The 14,847-nt window shown below is 71.7% G+C and carries 17 protein-coding genes and 1 pseudogene; 9 read left to right on the plus strand and 9 right to left on the minus strand.

Annotated features, from left to right (window positions below; all coding sequences use genetic code 11):
• Positions 1 to 162, plus strand: a pseudogene (locus tag ACZ4TG_RS34605) (2-oxoacid:ferredoxin oxidoreductase subunit beta); the annotation flags it as partial.
• A gap of 42 nt (positions 163 to 204) precedes the next feature.
• On the opposite strand, the gene ACZ4TG_RS34610 reads toward ACZ4TG_RS34605, so the two are convergent.
• Complete coding sequence (locus ACZ4TG_RS34610; RefSeq protein WP_468171101.1) at positions 205 to 567, minus strand: winged helix-turn-helix transcriptional regulator; 363 nt, start codon at positions 565 to 567, stop codon at positions 205 to 207.
• A gap of 101 nt (positions 568 to 668) precedes the next feature.
• Here ACZ4TG_RS34610 and ACZ4TG_RS34615 point away from each other — a divergent pair, with 101 nt between their 5' ends.
• The 3 genes from ACZ4TG_RS34615 (at position 669) to ACZ4TG_RS34625 (ending at position 4,308) form a co-directional block, all read left to right on the plus strand.
• On the plus strand, positions 669 to 1,526 hold the full coding sequence (locus ACZ4TG_RS34615; protein ID WP_468171104.1) for an SDR family oxidoreductase: 858 nt from the start codon (positions 669 to 671) through the stop codon (positions 1,524 to 1,526).
• Between the two features lie 260 nt (positions 1,527 to 1,786).
• Positions 1,787 to 2,782 (plus strand): EamA family transporter RarD, encoded by a 996-nt coding sequence (rarD, locus tag ACZ4TG_RS34620; RefSeq protein WP_468171107.1) that lies wholly within the window; start codon positions 1,787 to 1,789, stop codon positions 2,780 to 2,782.
• 206 nt (positions 2,783 to 2,988) lie between these two features.
• Positions 2,989 to 4,308 carry a M28 family metallopeptidase gene (locus ACZ4TG_RS34625; protein ID WP_468171110.1) on the plus strand — a complete coding sequence of 440 codons (1,320 nt, stop codon included), beginning with the start codon at positions 2,989 to 2,991 and terminating at the stop codon, positions 4,306 to 4,308.
• A 19-nt stretch (positions 4,309 to 4,327) separates the two neighbouring features.
• On the opposite strand, the gene ACZ4TG_RS34630 is transcribed toward ACZ4TG_RS34625, so the two are convergent.
• The 4 genes from ACZ4TG_RS34630 to ACZ4TG_RS34645 all read right to left on the minus strand — a co-directional run bounded on the left by ACZ4TG_RS34630 (position 4,328) and on the right by ACZ4TG_RS34645 (position 7,546).
• Complete coding sequence (locus ACZ4TG_RS34630) at positions 4,328 to 4,744, minus strand: hypothetical protein (protein WP_468171113.1); 417 nt, start codon at positions 4,742 to 4,744, stop codon at positions 4,328 to 4,330.
• Positions 4,741 to 4,944 carry a hypothetical protein gene (locus ACZ4TG_RS34635; protein WP_229886015.1) on the minus strand — a complete coding sequence of 68 codons (204 nt, stop codon included), beginning with the start codon at positions 4,942 to 4,944 and terminating at the stop codon, positions 4,741 to 4,743. Before ACZ4TG_RS34635 ends, ACZ4TG_RS34630 begins: the two co-directional genes overlap by 4 nt.
• 133 nt (positions 4,945 to 5,077) lie before the next feature.
• Positions 5,078 to 6,283, minus strand: coding sequence for a LolA family protein (locus ACZ4TG_RS34640; RefSeq protein WP_468171116.1), 1,206 nt, complete (start codon positions 6,281 to 6,283; stop codon positions 5,078 to 5,080).
• A gap of 252 nt (positions 6,284 to 6,535) precedes the next feature.
• Positions 6,536 to 7,546, minus strand: a complete 1,011-nt coding sequence (locus ACZ4TG_RS34645; RefSeq protein WP_468171119.1) for a polyprenyl synthetase family protein — start codon at positions 7,544 to 7,546, stop codon at positions 6,536 to 6,538.
• 190 nt (positions 7,547 to 7,736) lie between these two features.
• Between ACZ4TG_RS34645 and ACZ4TG_RS34650 the strand changes: the two genes are divergently transcribed.
• Positions 7,737 to 9,257, plus strand: coding sequence for a peptide MFS transporter (locus ACZ4TG_RS34650; RefSeq protein WP_468171122.1), 1,521 nt, complete (start codon positions 7,737 to 7,739; stop codon positions 9,255 to 9,257).
• Between the two features lie 31 nt (positions 9,258 to 9,288).
• Positions 9,289 to 11,301, plus strand: coding sequence for a CocE/NonD family hydrolase (locus ACZ4TG_RS34655; protein WP_468171125.1), 2,013 nt, complete (start codon positions 9,289 to 9,291; stop codon positions 11,299 to 11,301).
• A 28-nt stretch (positions 11,302 to 11,329) separates the two neighbouring features.
• On the opposite strand, the gene ACZ4TG_RS34660 is transcribed toward ACZ4TG_RS34655, so the two are convergent.
• From ACZ4TG_RS34660 to ACZ4TG_RS34670, 3 genes are all read right to left on the minus strand, one after another.
• Complete coding sequence (locus tag ACZ4TG_RS34660) at positions 11,330 to 11,905, minus strand: hypothetical protein (RefSeq protein ID WP_468171128.1); 576 nt, start codon at positions 11,903 to 11,905, stop codon at positions 11,330 to 11,332.
• Between the two features lie 186 nt (positions 11,906 to 12,091).
• Complete coding sequence (locus tag ACZ4TG_RS34665) at positions 12,092 to 12,289, minus strand: DUF397 domain-containing protein (RefSeq protein WP_468171131.1); 198 nt, start codon at positions 12,287 to 12,289, stop codon at positions 12,092 to 12,094.
• Positions 12,286 to 13,122: a helix-turn-helix domain-containing protein gene (locus ACZ4TG_RS34670; RefSeq protein ID WP_468171133.1), complete on the minus strand. Its 837-nt coding sequence runs from the start codon at positions 13,120 to 13,122 to the stop codon at positions 12,286 to 12,288. The genes ACZ4TG_RS34665 and ACZ4TG_RS34670 overlap by 4 nt, the downstream gene beginning before the upstream one ends.
• Positions 13,123 to 13,228: 106 nt before the next feature.
• On the opposite strand from ACZ4TG_RS34670, the gene ACZ4TG_RS34675 reads away from it, so the two are divergent.
• From ACZ4TG_RS34675 to ACZ4TG_RS34685, 3 genes are read left to right on the plus strand one after another with little or no spacing between them, the layout of a single operon-like run.
• Positions 13,229 to 13,471: a hypothetical protein gene (locus tag ACZ4TG_RS34675; RefSeq protein ID WP_468171136.1), complete on the plus strand. Its 243-nt coding sequence runs from the start codon at positions 13,229 to 13,231 to the stop codon at positions 13,469 to 13,471.
• On the plus strand, positions 13,468 to 13,710 hold the full coding sequence (locus ACZ4TG_RS34680) for a hypothetical protein (RefSeq protein ID WP_468171139.1): 243 nt from the start codon (positions 13,468 to 13,470) through the stop codon (positions 13,708 to 13,710). The genes ACZ4TG_RS34675 and ACZ4TG_RS34680 overlap by 4 nt, the downstream gene beginning before the upstream one ends.
• On the plus strand, positions 13,707 to 14,009 hold the full coding sequence (locus ACZ4TG_RS34685) for a hypothetical protein (RefSeq protein WP_468171142.1): 303 nt from the start codon (positions 13,707 to 13,709) through the stop codon (positions 14,007 to 14,009). The genes ACZ4TG_RS34680 and ACZ4TG_RS34685 overlap by 4 nt, the downstream gene beginning before the upstream one ends.
• Here the strand turns inward: ACZ4TG_RS34685 and ACZ4TG_RS34690 are convergent.
• Positions 14,006 to 14,812: an HAD family hydrolase gene (locus ACZ4TG_RS34690; protein WP_468171145.1), complete on the minus strand. Its 807-nt coding sequence runs from the start codon at positions 14,810 to 14,812 to the stop codon at positions 14,006 to 14,008. The two genes, ACZ4TG_RS34685 and ACZ4TG_RS34690, sit on opposite strands and share 4 nt — an antisense overlap.
• Positions 14,813 to 14,847: the final 35 nt, after the last annotated feature.

The raw sequence follows: 14,847 nt of genomic DNA on the forward strand, positions 1-14,847 counted from the left end.
GACACCCTCCACCACACCCCCATCGGCGTCTTCCGCAACGTGCAGCGCCCCGTCTACGACACCCTCATGGCCGACCAGCTCGACACCGCCGTCGACCGGAACGGCAAGGGCGATCTGACCACCCTGCTCGCGGGGAACGACACCTGGACCGTCATCGGCTGAGCCCGCGGGACGACCCGGCCGTACGCCGCCGCCCGGATCCCCCTACGGGGTCCGGGCTTCGTCGTACGCGGCGCGGGCGGCCTGCACGTCGCCCGTCCGCCGCTCGGTCCAGCGCGCGAGCGCCCACACCTGCTCGGCGGCCTCCCGGCCCAGCCCGGTGAGCGAGTAGTCCACGCGAGGCGGGATCACCGCATGGGCCTCGCGGAGCAGGAACCCGTCGCGCTCCAGCGTCTGGAGGGTCTGGGCCAGCATCTTCTCGCTGACGCCGCCCACCTCCCGGCGGAGCTCGCTGAACCGGTACGAGCGCTCGACCAGGGCGGCGAGGACCAGCACTCCCCACCGGCTGGTGACGTGTTCCAGGATCCCCCGGGAGGGGCACATCGGGGCCTTCACACTTACGTCCATGCCAGTAGCTTACTTATAAGTGGGTACTTCCGAATAGTTAGCGCTCTCCGTACGGTAGTGACATCACCCCGAAACGCCGAACCAACCCCGAGGAGCGCACCATGAGCAGCATCGTCGTCACCGGAGCCACCGGAGCCCTGGGCCGCCTCGTCGTCGAGGACCTGCTGGACCGGGTCCCCGCCGGCCGCGTCGCCGTCGTCGTCCGCAACGAGGAGAAGGCCGCCGACCTGGCCGCGCGCGGCGTCGAGGTACGGGTCGCGGACTACGACGACCCGGCGAGCCTGGCCGGTGCCTTCGGGGCCGGCGACCGGGTCCTGCTGATCTCCGGCAGCGAGGTCGGACGCCGCGTCCCGCAGCACACCGCCGTGATCAAGGCGGCGGAGGCGGCGGGCGTGGCCCAGCTCGCCTACACCGGGATCCTCGGCGGCCCCGAGGCCGACTTCGACCTGGCGGCCGAGCACAAGGTCACCGAGCAGGCGATCCTCGACTCCGGGCTGCCGTACACCTTCCTGCGCAACGGCTGGTACCACGAGAACTACACCGCCCAGCTCCCCGTCGTCCTGGAGCACGGGGCGGTCGTGGGCAGCGCCGGCGAGGGCCGGATCGCCTCCGCCTCGCGGGCCGACTACGCCGCCGCCGCGGCCGCCGTCCTGACCGGGGAGGGCCACCTGAACCGGGTCTACGAGCTCTCCGGCGACACCGCCTGGAGCCTGGCGGAGTACGCCGCCGAGGTGGCGGGCCAGTCCGGCCGCGAGGTCGCGTACGCCGAGGTGGCGGCCGACGCGCACCTGGGGATCCTGACCGGCGCCGGGGTGCCCGAGGGGTTCGCGGCGATCCTCGTCGACGTGGACGCGGCGATCTCGCGCGGCCGGCTGGCGGGCACGAGCGGGGACCTGTCCCGGCTGATCGGGCGGCCGACGACCCCGGTCGCCTCGGCCATCTCGGCAGCCCTGACCTGAGCCCTGGCCTAGCCGTGGCCTAGCCCTGGCCTGAGCCCTGGCCTAGCCGTGGCCTAGCCCTGGCCTGAGCCCTCGCCGGGCCCCGCAAGGGGCCGGGCGCCCCGGGCCGGCGCTGGAGGACCGACCCGGGGCCGCTCGACTTCCACCGCACCCGCTCCGCGATGTCATGAGTATTTCGCAAGAACGGGCATGACATCCCGGCCGTACGGCGATACCGTCGTGAGGTTGTGAAATTGGCCGGAAGTCGCACTGGAGGACCCGTGAGGGCAGAGAACGAGCAGCGCGCGGGTTTGCTCTACGGGTTCGGCGCGTACGGAATGTGGGGGCTGGTCCCCCTCTTCTGGCCCCTCCTCATGCCTTCGGGGGCGATCGAGATCCTCGCCCACCGCATGGTGTGGTCGCTGGCCGTGGTCGGGATCGCCCTCCTCGCGCTGCGCCGCTGGGCCTGGATAGCCGAGCTGGTGCGCCAGCCCCGCAAGCTCGGCCTGACGGCCCTGGCCGCCTCGGTGATCAGCGTGAACTGGGGCCTGTACATCTGGGCCGTCAACAACGGCCAGGTGGTCGAGGCCAGCCTCGGCTACTTCATCAACCCCCTGGTCACCATCGCGATCGGCGTCCTGGTGCTCGGCGAGCGGCTGCGCCGCGCCCAGTGGGTGGCGGTCGGCATCGGCTTCGCCGCCGTACTGGTACTGGCCATCGGGTACGGCCGGCCGCCGTGGATCTCGCTGACGCTGGCCTTCTCCTTCGCCACGTACGGGCTGATCAAGAAAAAGCTCAACATGGGCGGCCTGGAGTCGCTGACCGCCGAGACCGCGCTGCTGTTCCTGCCCGCCCTCGGCTACCTGCTGTGGCTGGCCGCGCAGGGCCGGTCCACGTTCGCCTCGGAGGGCCTCGGGCACTCGGCCCTGCTCGCCGCGACCGGGCTGGTCACCGCGATTCCGCTGGTGTGCTTCGGAGCGGCCGCGATCCGGGTGCCGCTGTCCACGCTCGGTCTGCTCCAGTACCTGGCCCCGGTGTTCCAGTTCGGGCTCGGGGTGCTGTACTTCCACGAGTCCATGCCGCCCGAGCGCTGGGCCGGCTTCTCCCTGGTGTGGGCCGCGCTGGCCCTCCTGACCTGGGACGCGCTGCGGACCTCGCGCCGCTCGCGGGCCCGCCTCGCGGCGGCCGCAAACCTCCCGGCCGCGGAGTCGGCCCCGGCCCCGGCCCCGGCAGATCCGTCCCCGGCAGATCCCTCCCCGGCCCGCGAGCCCGCGTAAACGGCGCACCCTTTACACCCACGATCCCCGGTACGGCACCCCCGTACCGGGGATCGTCCGTTTTCCGAACCACCCTGACCGAATTGTGGTCTTGACGCACAGTCATACCGTCGCTGAACATCAGGCTCGCACTGACGCACTAACGCTCACCTGCTCTATCCCCGCACGTTCCGTCTCATCCCCATACGGAATCCCGGAGCCCCCACATGAGCCTGTCCGTCTCCCGGCGTCTTGCCGCCGTGACCGCGATCGCGGTCGCCGGCCTGTTCGCCGCCACCTCCCCCGCCGCGCTCGCCGCGCCGACGGCGGCCGCCGCGGCGCCCACCCCACCGGACATCCCGCTGGCCAACGTCAAGGCGCACCTGACGCAGCTTCAGACCATCGCGGGCAACAACGGCGGCAACCGCGCCCACGGCAAGGCCGGCTACAAGGCCTCGATCGACTACGTGAAGGCGAAGCTGGACGCTGCCGGGTTCACCACGACCCTGCAGACCTTCACCTCCAGCGGTGCCACCGGCTACAACCTGATCGCCGACTGGCCGGGCGGTGACCCGAATTCGGTCCTGATGTCCGGTTCGCACCTGGACTCGGTGAACGCGGGTCCCGGGATCAACGACAACGGCTCCGGTTCGGCGGCCGTCCTGGAGACCGCGCTGGCCGTCTCCCGCGCCCAGCTCCAACCCACGAAGCACCTGCGCTTCGGCTGGTGGGGCGCCGAGGAGCTGGGCCTGGTCGGCTCGAAGTACTACGTCAACAGCCTGTCGAGCACCGAGAAGGCGAAGTTCTCCGGCTACCTGAACTTCGACATGATCGGCTCCCCGAACCCGGGCTACTTCGTCTACGACGACGACCCGACGATCGAGCAGACCTTCAAGAACTACTACGCGGGCCTCGGCATACCCACCGAGATCGAGACCGAGGGCGACGGACGCTCCGACCACGCCCCCTTCAAGAACGCCGGCATCCCGGTCGGCGGCCTGTTCTCGGGCGCCGACTACACCAAGACGGCGGCCCAGGCGCAGAAGTGGGGCGGCACCTCCGGTCAGGCGTTCGACCGCTGCTACCACTCCTCCTGCGACACCACGGCGAACATCAACGACACCGCCCTGGACCGCAACGCGGACGCCATCGCCTACGCGATCTGGAACCTGGGCGCCGGCACTCCGGTGCCGCCCGGCCAGTCCTTCGAGAACACCGCGGACGTGAACATCCCGGACTCCCCCGGCGCCGCGGCGAGCTCGCCGGTCACCGTCTCGGGTGTCGCGGGCAACGCCCCGGCGACCACGAAGGTCGACGTGAACATCGTCCACACCTACCGCGGTGACCTCCAGATCGACCTGGTCGCCCCGGACGGCACGGCGTACCGGCTGAAGAACTCCTCCGGTTCGGACTCGGCCGACAACGTCGTCGCCTCGTACACGGTCAACGCGTCGAGCGAGGTGGCCAACGGGGTCTGGAAGCTCCAGGTCAAGGACGTGGCGGCGCAGGACGTCGGCTACATCAACAGCTGGAAGATCACCTTCTAGGGCGAAGGCGGCGGCTTCGCTACGCGTCCTCGGTGCGGGCGCGCAGCGAAGCCGGCAGGGGCTCCTGTATGAGGGCGCGCAGTTCCTCGGCGACCGCGGCGATGTCCGCGCGGCCCAGCTTCGCCGCCTCGACCAGGTCGCCCAGATCCTCCGGCGAGGGAAGTTGCTTCGCCCCCGCCACCCGCAGGTACGAGCGGGTGGCGGCCGCCGCGTAGAACTCGTTCATCGGGGATTCCAGCGCCGGGCACACCGCGAGGGTGTGCAGAAACGCGGCGGCCCGCCACGCGGTGTCCGGGGCGGGCTGTTCGGGCACCAGGACGAGGTCGTTCTGGTGCCGGGCGACCGCGGCGGCCACCCCGGAGGGATCCCACACGGCGGGATCCGACGGCAGGTGGTGGGCCAGGGCAGTCCAGGCCCACTCCATGGTGATCTTCAATTGCCGAACCGCTCCTGGAAGTAGCTCCAGTGGTCGGCGAACTCCTCGATGCCGGACAGGAACGACTTCCGGTCCTCGTCGAGCTCGCGTTCCGTGACCTCGGTGATCAACGCGGTGACCGTCGTGCCCAATGCCGCCGCGCGCGCTTTGAGGCGCTCGTGGAACTCTTCGTCCAGGCGGATGGTGACGTGTCTCGACATGGTTTTCACGGTACAGCGGCCGCGCTGTACGCAGGAGTGGAACGACGCAAGGGTGGCCGGGGACACAGCTCCCCGGCCACCCTCCGCGTGGCGGTGCCTACTTGGCGGTGCCCGCTCGGCTGAGCCGTCCGGCCTACTTCGCCGAGTCGGCCGTCTTCACCAGGGCGTCCTTGGTGACCGCGCCGACGTAGACCTTGCCGTCGTCGGTGATCAGGGCGTTGACCAGCCGGGTCGAGAAGACGCGACCGGAGCCGAACGTGCCCGTGACCTTGTCACCGAGGGAGTCGAGGAACTGCTTGGCCTCCTTCGGGGCGCCCTTGCCGTTCGCCGCGGCCTCGGCGTCCTTGAGCCCCTTGCCGCCCGGTACGGAGATCTGTGCGACGGTGGCCCAGCCCTCGCCGAGCACCTTGACGTCGCCCTTGTCCGCGCCGCCGGTCAGGCCGTCCAGGCCCGGGAAGGCGTCCAGGGCCTTCCACTCCTTGCCGCGGTCGCCGCCCTTGCCGGCCTCGGCCGCGCCCTCGGTCACCTTGGCGCCCTTGGGCGGGGTGAAGTCGAAGGTGTTGGCGGCGGGCTTGGCGAAGTCCACCTTGGTGAAGCCCGCGTCCACGATCGGCTTGCCGCCCTGGCTGGACAGCAGCTGCACGCGCAGCGGCACGCCGTTCTTGGCGTCGACCGCGATCTGGACCGAGCCGACCGTGGAGCCGGCCTGCTTGGGCTTGAGCACCAGCTGGTAGGCGTCCCGGCCGGCCACCTGCGCGGTGTCGCCCACGCTGACGTCGGTGGTCGGGCCGGCGGCCTTCAGGACCTCCTGGGCCAGCTCCTGGGGCGAGGCCCCGAGCCGGTCGGCCGTCTTGCGGCCGTCCTTCCCCGCGGCGTCCTCGTGCTTCTCGTGCCAGGCCTCGTTGGACTTGCTGTCGTAGCCCCAGACGTCCTTGCCGTTGTGGACGAGGCTGTACTCGTCCTTGCCGTCGACGAACGTGAGCTTCTGCCGGTCCGGGCCGTCGGCCGCGACGCGGAAGGTGTGCGTGCCGTTCGCCAGCTGCGCGACCTTGTCCTCGGGGTTGGCCGAGCCGCCGGCGACGCCTGCGCCACCGCCGAGCAGGCCGCTCGCCAGGGACGGCAGGCCCAGGTCGGTGCTGATCTTCGCGCTGCCGGACAGCTGCTCGACGTCCGAGGCGGCGATCTTCTCGATCAGCTGCTGGGCCGTCACCTTCGGCAGGTCCGGACCGCCCGCGTTCGCGAAGGCCGGGACCATCGCGATCGTCGCCGCGGCCACGCCGAACACCGCGACCGGTACGGCGTACCGAGCGGCCTTGCGGGTCTTCGTGTTCGTTGCCATCTGTCTGCCCTACCTCTGTGTGTACGGCGGCGACCTACCCGTCATTCATGTACACGTCCACCCCGCGCCGCCACTCTCACCCGATCTGGTGGGGATGTGCCTCTATCTGACCAAAGGAGAGGGGGGCAGGGCGTCACCCCCCGGACTCAACTCCACGTACCTCCCAGGGATGACACGAGAGGGGCCCGGTATCCCCTACCCGTAGGGGACACCGGGCCCGGGCCTCGGTCAAGCGGGGGACCCGCGCGGGATTCAGCCCGCGCGGTGGACCACCGCGTCGCACAGTTCTTCCAGCGCCGACTTCGCGAAGCACTCGGGCAGCGGTGCGAGCGTGGCCCGCGCCTCCTGCGCGTACCGGATGGTGTCGCGGCGGGCCTGCTCCAGGGCCGGGTGGACCCGCAGCCGGGACAGCACCTCGGCGTGGCGGGCGTCGTCCGTCAGATCGCCGTCCAGGAGCTCCACGAGCTCCCGGTCGGCCGGGTCCCCGCCCCGCTCCGCCATCTCGCGCAGCCGCAGCACGGGCAGCGTGGGAATGCCCTCGCGCAGGTCGGTGCCGGGGGTCTTGCCGGACTCGTGCGAGTCGGAGGCGATGTCGAGGACGTCGTCCGCGAGCTGGAAGGCGGTGCCGAGGCGCTCGCCGTACTGGGTCAGGATGTCGACCACCGACTCGTCGGCGCCGGACATCAGCGCGCCGAACCGGCCGGAGACGGCGATCAGCGAGCCGGTCTTGCCGGCGATGACGTCGAGGTAGTGCGCGACCGGGTCGCGGCCGTCGCGGGGACCGGCCGTCTCCAGGATCTGACCCGTCACCAGCCGCTCGAAGGCCTCGGCCTGGATGCGTACGGCCTCCGGCCCGAGGTCGGCCAGGATGTGCGAGGCGCGGGCGAACAGGAAGTCACCCGTCAGAACGGCCACGGAGTTGCCCCAGCGGGTGTTGGCGCTGTCCACCCCACGGCGTACGTCCGCCTCGTCCATGACGTCGTCGTGGTAGAGCGTGGCCAGGTGGGTGAGCTCCACCACCACGGCGGACGGCACGATTCCGGGGGCGTACGGATCCCCGAAACGGGAGGCCAGCATCACCAGCAGCGGCCGGAACCGCTTGCCTCCGGCGCGCACCAGATGCTGCGCGGCCTCGGTGATGAAGGGGACTTCGCTCTTGGTGGCTTCCAGCAGACCCGCCTCGACGGCGGCCAGTCCGGCCTGGACATCGGTCTCAAGAGCCTGGTCCCGCACGCTCAGTCCGAACGGCCCGACGACGGTCACGAGGGGTACTCCTGTCTGCTGACGATCACGCTGACGATCACATGGATTGTCGATGTGTCGCTGCCATCACTCAAGCCAGCGTATCCGGTCTGTTTTCGATCACCCAGAGCGCCTGCCCGGTCGCCACGCGCGCAGCGCCCGATGCGCACCGGTATGTTCTTGAGGAGCCGAAAAAACCGGAGAATGCGTTTTGTCCAGATCTACGACCGATATAGACGAGCCGAGGGACCCGGAGGCGGACCAGCCGCCTCCCGGCGACGACCACGCCTTCCTGGGTCACCCCAGGGGTCTTGCCACGCTGTCCGGACTGGAGGTCTGGGAGCGCTTCTCGTTCCTCGGCATGCAGGCCATCCTCGTCCTCTACTTCGCGGACGCGGTGGCCCACGGCGGCCTGGGGATGAACCCGGGCACCGCGGCCTCCGTCTCGGCGGCCTACGGGACCATGGTCTACCTCGTCTCCGTCGCCGGGGGATGGCTCGCCGACCGGATCCTCGGTTCCTACCGCGCCGTGCTCTTCGGCGGCATCCTGATCGCCTGCGGCCACTACGCCATGGCCGTGCCGACCGCCGCCATGACCTGGGTGGGCCTCGGCCTGATCAGCGCGGGCACCGGCCTGCTCAAGCCGAACGTGGCCAGCATGGTCGGCAAGCTCTACCGGACGGACGACCAGCGGCGCGACGCCGGCTTCGCCCTCTACTACATGGCCATCAACATCGGCGCGTTCGCCGGCCCCCTGATCACCGGCTGGCTCGGCGAGCACCAGGGCTGGCACTGGGGCTTTTCGGCCGCCGCCGTCGGGATGACCGCGGGTCTCGTCCAGTACGTCCTCGGACGCCGCCATCTGGCCGGACGAAAGCACTCCGCCGAGTTCGCGCTCGCCCCCGCCGCGATGCGCACCGCGGTGCTCCGGATCGTCGGCGGACTCCTCGCCTTGGCCGCCGCGGCCACCCTGCTCGCGCTCCTGGGCTGGCTCACCATGGGCCGGTTCGTGGACCTGCTCACCCTGATCTCCGTGGCCGCACCGGTCGTCTACTTCGCGGTCATGTTCCGCAGCCCCCGGGTGACGGCCGAGGAGCGCGGGCGACTGCGCCCGTACGTGGTCCTCTTCCTGGCCTCGGTCGCCTTCAACTTCATCCTCTTCCAGGCGTACTCGACGATGATGCTGCTCGCGTCGACGAACGCCCGGACCGAGATCCTCGGCTTCCACTTCCCCGCCGGCTGGTACGCCTCGGCCCTCGGCGCCTTCGAGGTGGCGCTGGCCCCGGTCGTGGCCGCGCTGTGGGCCAGGATGGGCCCGCGCCAGCCGCACGCCTCCAACAAGATCGCCTTCGGGGTGATCCTGGGCGGCCTGTCGTTCCTGCTGATGGTGATCCCGACCTCCGGGCACGGTGGTGACGACACCTACAAGATGGCCGCCTGGTGGATCGTCGGCTCGTACCTGCTGCTGGGGCTCGGCGACGTCCTCCTGGAGACCTCCGGCATGTCGGCCACCACCAAACTCGCCCCGAAGGCGTACGCCAGCCAGACGATGGCCCTGTGGTTCCTCTCGCTGGCGCTGGCCAACGGCATCCAGGCCCAGGTGGTCAAGCTCTACGGCGAGGTGTCCAACCCCGTGTACTTCGGCGTGAACGGCGCCGTCGCGGTGGCGGCCGGCCTGGCCGTGATCGCGCTGGCTCCCTGGCTCAAGCGCACCATGCACCCCGTCCACTGAGGCCGACCGGCGACTGGCGATTGGTTTCCGCATGATCATCCGTACCGATTTCCCGTACGAGACCACCCGCGAGGATGTCCGGATCCCGCTGCCCGGGTCCGGGGGCGGCGTGGAGCTGTACGCCCGGATCTGGCGCCCGGTCACGGACGAGCCCGTCCCCGCCCTGCTGGAGTACCTCCCCTACCGGCTGACCGACTGGACCGCGCCCCGCGACTGGCAGCGCCACCCCTGGTACGCGGGCCACGGCTACGCCTCGGTACGGGTGGACGTCCGCGGCCACGGCTGCAGCGGGGGCGTGCCCGGCGACGAGTACGACGCGCGCGAGCTCGCCGACGGGGTCGCGGTGGTGCGGTGGCTGGCGGCCCAGCCCTGGTGCTCGGGCGCGGTGGGCATGTTCGGGATCTCCTGGGGCGGCTTCAACAGCCTCCAGATCGCCGCGCTCGCCCCCGAGGCCCTCAAGGCGGTCGTCACCGTCTGTTCCACCGACGACCGGTACGACAACGACGTGCACTACATGGGCGGCTCGGTACTGGCCGTGGACATGCACGCCTGGGCCGCGACGATGCTGGCCTTCGCCGCCCGCCCGCCGGACCCGCTGTACGCGGGCGACGGCTGGCGGCAGCAGTGGCTGACCCGGCTGGACGCCCTGGAACCGCTGATCCACACCTGGCTCGCGCACCAGACCCGGGACGACTACTGGAAGCACGGCAGCGTCTGCGAGGACTACGGGGCGATCGGCGCGGCCGTGCTGGCCGTCGGCGGCTGGCACGACCCGTACCGGGACACCGTCCTGCGGCTCGTCGAGCACCTCCCTGCGGACCGGGTCCGGGGGCTGATCGGCCCCTGGTCGCACCAGTACCCGGACCGGGGCCTGCCGCCGGGGCCGGCCATCGGCTTCCTCCAGGAGACCCTGCGCTGGTGGGACCACTGGCTCAAGGGCGAGGACAACGGCGTCATGGACGAACCGCTGCTGCGCTCCTGGATCAGCGAGTCGCACCCGCCGGCCACCGTGTACGAGCGGATGGAGGGCCGCTGGGTCGGGGACGCCGCCTGGCCCTCGCCCTCGGTCGTACCCGTCTCGTACGGGCTCCAGGGGGCGCCCGTGGCCGTCGCCTCGCCGCAGCACACCGGGCTGGACGCCGGGCGGTTCTTCCCCTTCGGCAACGACGCCGACCTGCCGCCGGACCAGCGGGAGGAGGACGCGAAGTCGGCGTGCTTCGAGTTCCCCGTGGCGCCGGGCGAGCCGGTGGTGGTCCTGGGCCGGCCCTCGGTCACCCTGCGGCTGCGGATGGACGTGCCGTACGGGCAGGTCGTGGCCCGGCTGTGCGACGTCGCTCCGGACGGCTCCTCGACGCTGGTCACACGCGGCGCGCTGAACCTGTCCGCGCGGCGGGGGCGGGACCGGGCGGTGCCGTGGCCGGCGGGCGCGTCCGAGGACGTCACCTTCGAGCTGAACGGCATCGGCCACTCCTTCCCGCCGGGCCACCGCATCCGGCTGGCGCTGTCCTCCGCGTACTGGCCGTGGATCTGGCCGCGGGCCGGCTCCGAGGCGGGCTGGACCCTCGACCCGGCGGGCAGCACGCTCGAACTCCCCCTGCGCACCCCCGGCCCGGCCGACCACGGGATCGTCTTCGAGGCGCCGGAGCAGGCGGAGCCGCTGGGGGTGGTCCACCCCGAGACGCTGGACGCTCCGCGGCCCGAGCGGCTCGTCGTACGGGACGTCGCGGCCGGGACCTGGCGGCTGGAGGTGGACCCCCGGTACGGGGGGACGCGGGTGTACCCGGACGGGCTGGAGTTCAGCGAGGACGCGCGGGAGGTGTACGAGATCCGCTCGTCCGACGCCCTGTCCGCGCGGACGTGGTCGCGGTGGCGGATCCGGCTGCACCGGCCGGAACTGGGCTGGGACGCCCGGGTGGAGACCCGGTCGGAGATCTCCTGCGACGAGGGCGGGTTCCTGACGTCGAACGAGGTGGTGTGCCGGGAGGGGGACGAGGTGGTCTTCCACCGCACGTGGGAGCGCCGACTCCCCCGGGCGGCGGGCTAGCCCGTCCCCCCTCGGCTGCCCCCGGCCGCTACAGGTGGGGCAGGACGAAGTCGTAGCCCTGCATGGAGTGCGCGTTCCCGGCCGGGCAGCGGCCGTTGGTCGGGTAGCCGTAGTAGTAGAGGCCGTAGCACTTCGGGCAGAACCGCCAGTTGCGCTGCGTGCCGGCCGTCTCCGGGATGTTGTGCGGCAGGACGAAGTCGTACCCCTGGGCGGCGTGCGCGTTCCCGGCGGGGCAGCGGCCGTTGTCCGGGTAGCCCCAGAAGAACATGCCGTAGCACTTCGTACAGAACCGCCAGTTGTGCTGCGCCGTCGGGGTCTCGGGCACGTTGTAGGGAAGGTTGAAGTCGTAGCCCGCCGCGTCGTGACCACCGCCCGCCGGGCAGGCGCCGTCGGTGGGGTAGCCGCGGAAGAACATGCCGTAGCACTTCGTGCAGAACCGCCAGTTCGTCTGGTTCGCCCGCACCGCCGCGCCCGCCGGGGCGGCCGCCGCGCCCGCCGCCACCGCGGCGCCCACCAGTCCGGCCGTCGCCACGCCCAGCGCGCGGGTCAGGACCGCCCTGCGGTCCGGCTCGTGCCCGGCCTCGCCCTTCGCCAGGAAGCCCATGCGTCCACCTCTCCACCGGTGAAACCGTTTGCGAAGCCCGGCCGGGCGTTCGCCACGCTGAGTATCCGGTCCTGCGGTTTGCGTGGTCAACGGTGACTGGGTGTGAGGGAGAGCGGGTCCGGAGGCCGCCCGCGCGCCGACGGCGCGGACCGCCCGCCCGCGCCCCCGCCGCACTCCGGCACGCCCCTACCGACCGGCCTTGACCCCGTCCACGAACGCGGCGAACGCGGCGGCGGAGAACCCGAGCTCGGTGCCGTCGGCCTGCTTGGAGTCGCGGACGGGCACGACACCGCGCGAGGCGACGAGGTTGGTGGCGACCTCGACGCACGCGCCACCGTTGTCGCTGTACGAGGACTTGAACCAGCGAGGGGATTCGGTCGTCACGAGGTGCCCTTTCGTAGCTGATCGATCATGGCCACGGATGCCGCCTGGGTGCATGCCTCGGCCTGGAGCTGATGGTAGGCCGTCAGCATGGGCACCACGGAGTTGTTGTCCCGCTCCAGATGGCCCCGTTGGGCGGATTCCGCGTAGGACATGATCGAGCGGTCTGCCAGCGTCAGGACGTAAAGCGGCAGGTTGAACGGGCGTCGCTCCCCCATGTCGAACGGGGCTACCTGGAGCACGGTGTTCGGCAGTTCGGCGAATTCGAGCAGTCGCGTGAACTGGTCCCGCATGAGGGCGGGTCCGCCGAGCGGGCGACGGATGCAGCTCTCGTCGAGCACTGCGAGGATCAGCGGCGGCGGGGTGCGCAGCAGCACGGCCTGCCGCTCCGCGACGACGGCGATCCGCTCGGCCGCATGATCGGCGGTGATGGCGCCCCGCTTGACGGCGCTCTCGGCGAGCACGGTCGCGTATTCCGGGGTCTGGAGCAGTCCGGGTATGACGCCGACCTCGTACAGCCGGATCTCCACCGCGCGGCTCTCGTACCCGAGGAACTCCGGGAAGCCCTCCAGCAGGACGCCGTGCCGGATCTCGCGCCATTCGCGCTCGAACGACTTCTCGCTCTGGCCGGTGCCGAAGACCTCGTCGGCACTGCGCGAAAAACGTAGAGTCGGCACCTTGCGTCCGGTTTCGACCGCCGAGACGTGCGTGCTGGAGTACCCCAGCCGTCCGCCGAGGGCTTCCTGCGTCCAGCCCTGCTCTTCCCGCGAGCTGCGCAGACGCGCCCCGTAAGCCTCTTGGGGGCCGCGCTCGGGGTTCAACTCCTTGCGGTTCAAAGGCTCCTGACCAATCTTCCGTTCCGTTCCGACAGGTTGAAGCATCCCCAGCCGGGGGCCACCCTGAACCCGATCGGTAGTCGAGCAGCTACGGAGAGGCACGGCCATGTGCAAAGCCAACCACCCGCAGGCACCGCCACCCCCCGGCACGGTCGTGGTGGATACGGGACGGGACGGTCGGGTCGGGGAGTTCCGGGGGGTGGCCGGGCCGTACTGGGCCCTGCGGCCCCTGCGCGGCGGGCCGGAGTGGGAGGCGGAGCCGTGTGACGTGCGGCCCGCGGACCCCATGGAGCGGCTGCGTGCGGAGATCGCCCGGCGTAACGCCCGCAGCGCGGAGGGGTTGCTGTGAAGGACTGCCCGCTCGCCGAGCTGCGACGGATCGAGTCGGACCCCGCCTACCGGGCGCGGTTCCGCGCACTGCTGGACGCGGCGCTCGTCCGGCGGGCGGCGGCGCTCCGGCTGCGCGGGCTCCTCGAACGCCGCGTGGCGGACGACGCCCGGCGCGGGGCCGTGACGGTGACCCTCGGGGCGGTCGCCTGGACCTGCTGCGTGGCGCTCGCCGTCGCCCGGGGCGGCGGGGGCACGTGACCGGCCCCGCGTGCGGGGCGGCCGGCGCCCTGTCGCCCGCGCACCTGGACGCGCTGGCCAGGCTGCTGTCCGGGCGGCCCGGCGCGCTCCGGGAGGTGCTCGGGGCCGGCCCGGAGCTGCGGTGTCACCTCGACCGGCACGCCGGGCCCCACCTGGACGTGGTCCACGACGACGGGGCCGGGACCGCCCTGTGGGCCCGCTGGGCCGACGGGCCCGACGCGGTCCTCGCGCTCCCCGACTGCCCGGCGGGCGGGGGCTGCGGCCTGTACCTGGACCACCCCGGCGGCCATACCGGCTAGGGGTAGAGGCGTTCCAGGACCGCCGCCACGCCGTCCGCCTCGTTCGACAGGGCCAGTTCGTCGGCGACGGCCAGGAGTTCGGGGTGGGAGTTGGCCATGGCCACGCCGTGGGCGGCCCAGCCGAACATCGGGATGTCGTTCGGCATGTCGCCGAAGGCGATCGTCGATCCCGCCGCCACCCCCAGCACGGCCGCCGCGAGCGCCAGGCCCGACGCCTTGTCGATGCCCTGCGGCTGGAGTTCCACCGTGTGCTCCCCCGCCATGGTGACGTTCACCAGGTCCCCGACCACCGCCCGCGCCACCCGCGTCAGCTCGTCGTCGCCCAGCCGCGGGTGCTGGAGGAGCACCTTGTTGATGGGGGCCGACCACAGGTCCCCCCGCCGCGGGACGCGGACCGTCGGCAGGTGCGGGTGCCACATCCGGTAGCCGGGCCCTATCAGCATCTCCGCGTCCAGGCCCTCCTGGTTCACGGCCGCGTAGACCTCGCCGATCTCGGCCTCGATCTTGCCGAGGGCCACCTCGGCCAGCCCCCGGTCCATGGAGACGGAGTGCAGCAGGAGCCCGCGCGCCGCGTCGTACACCTGCGCGCCCTGCCCGCACACCGCGAGCCCCGTGTAGCCGAGGCAGTCGAGTACGTGGCGGACCTGCGGGACCGGCCTGCCGGTCACGATGATGTGGTGGGCGCCGGCGGCGCGCGCCGTCGCGAGCGCCGTGCGCGAGCGGGCGGAGACGGTGTCCCCGGCGCGCAGCAGAGTCCCGTCCAGGTCGGTGGCGATCAAGGCATAGGGGAGGGCGGAAGTCACGGCGCCAAGGATACGGACCCCTTTGGACAAGTCCT

It is taken from the genome of Streptomyces sp. NPDC028314, from assembly GCF_055565795.1.

Bases quoted from the DNA above. Each gene is read 5' to 3' on its own strand.
- ACZ4TG_RS34615 (WP_468171104.1), top strand. From the start codon at position 669: ATGAGCAGCATCGTCGTCACCGGAGCCACCGGAGCCCTGGGCCGCCTC.
- ACZ4TG_RS34660 (WP_468171128.1), bottom strand. From the start codon at position 11,905: ATGGGCTTCCTGGCGAAGGGCGAGGCCGGGCACGAGCCGGACCGCAGG.
- ACZ4TG_RS34635 (WP_229886015.1), bottom strand. From the start codon at position 4,944: ATGTCGAGACACGTCACCATCCGCCTGGACGAAGAGTTCCACGAGCGC.
- ACZ4TG_RS34640 (WP_468171116.1), bottom strand. From the start codon at position 6,283: ATGGCAACGAACACGAAGACCCGCAAGGCCGCTCGGTACGCCGTACCG.
- ACZ4TG_RS34655 (WP_468171125.1), top strand. From the start codon at position 9,289: ATGATCATCCGTACCGATTTCCCGTACGAGACCACCCGCGAGGATGTC.
- ACZ4TG_RS34675 (WP_468171136.1), top strand. From the start codon at position 13,229: ATGTGCAAAGCCAACCACCCGCAGGCACCGCCACCCCCCGGCACGGTC.
- ACZ4TG_RS34610 (WP_468171101.1), bottom strand. From the start codon at position 567: ATGGACGTAAGTGTGAAGGCCCCGATGTGCCCCTCCCGGGGGATCCTG.
- ACZ4TG_RS34625 (WP_468171110.1), top strand. From the start codon at position 2,989: ATGAGCCTGTCCGTCTCCCGGCGTCTTGCCGCCGTGACCGCGATCGCG.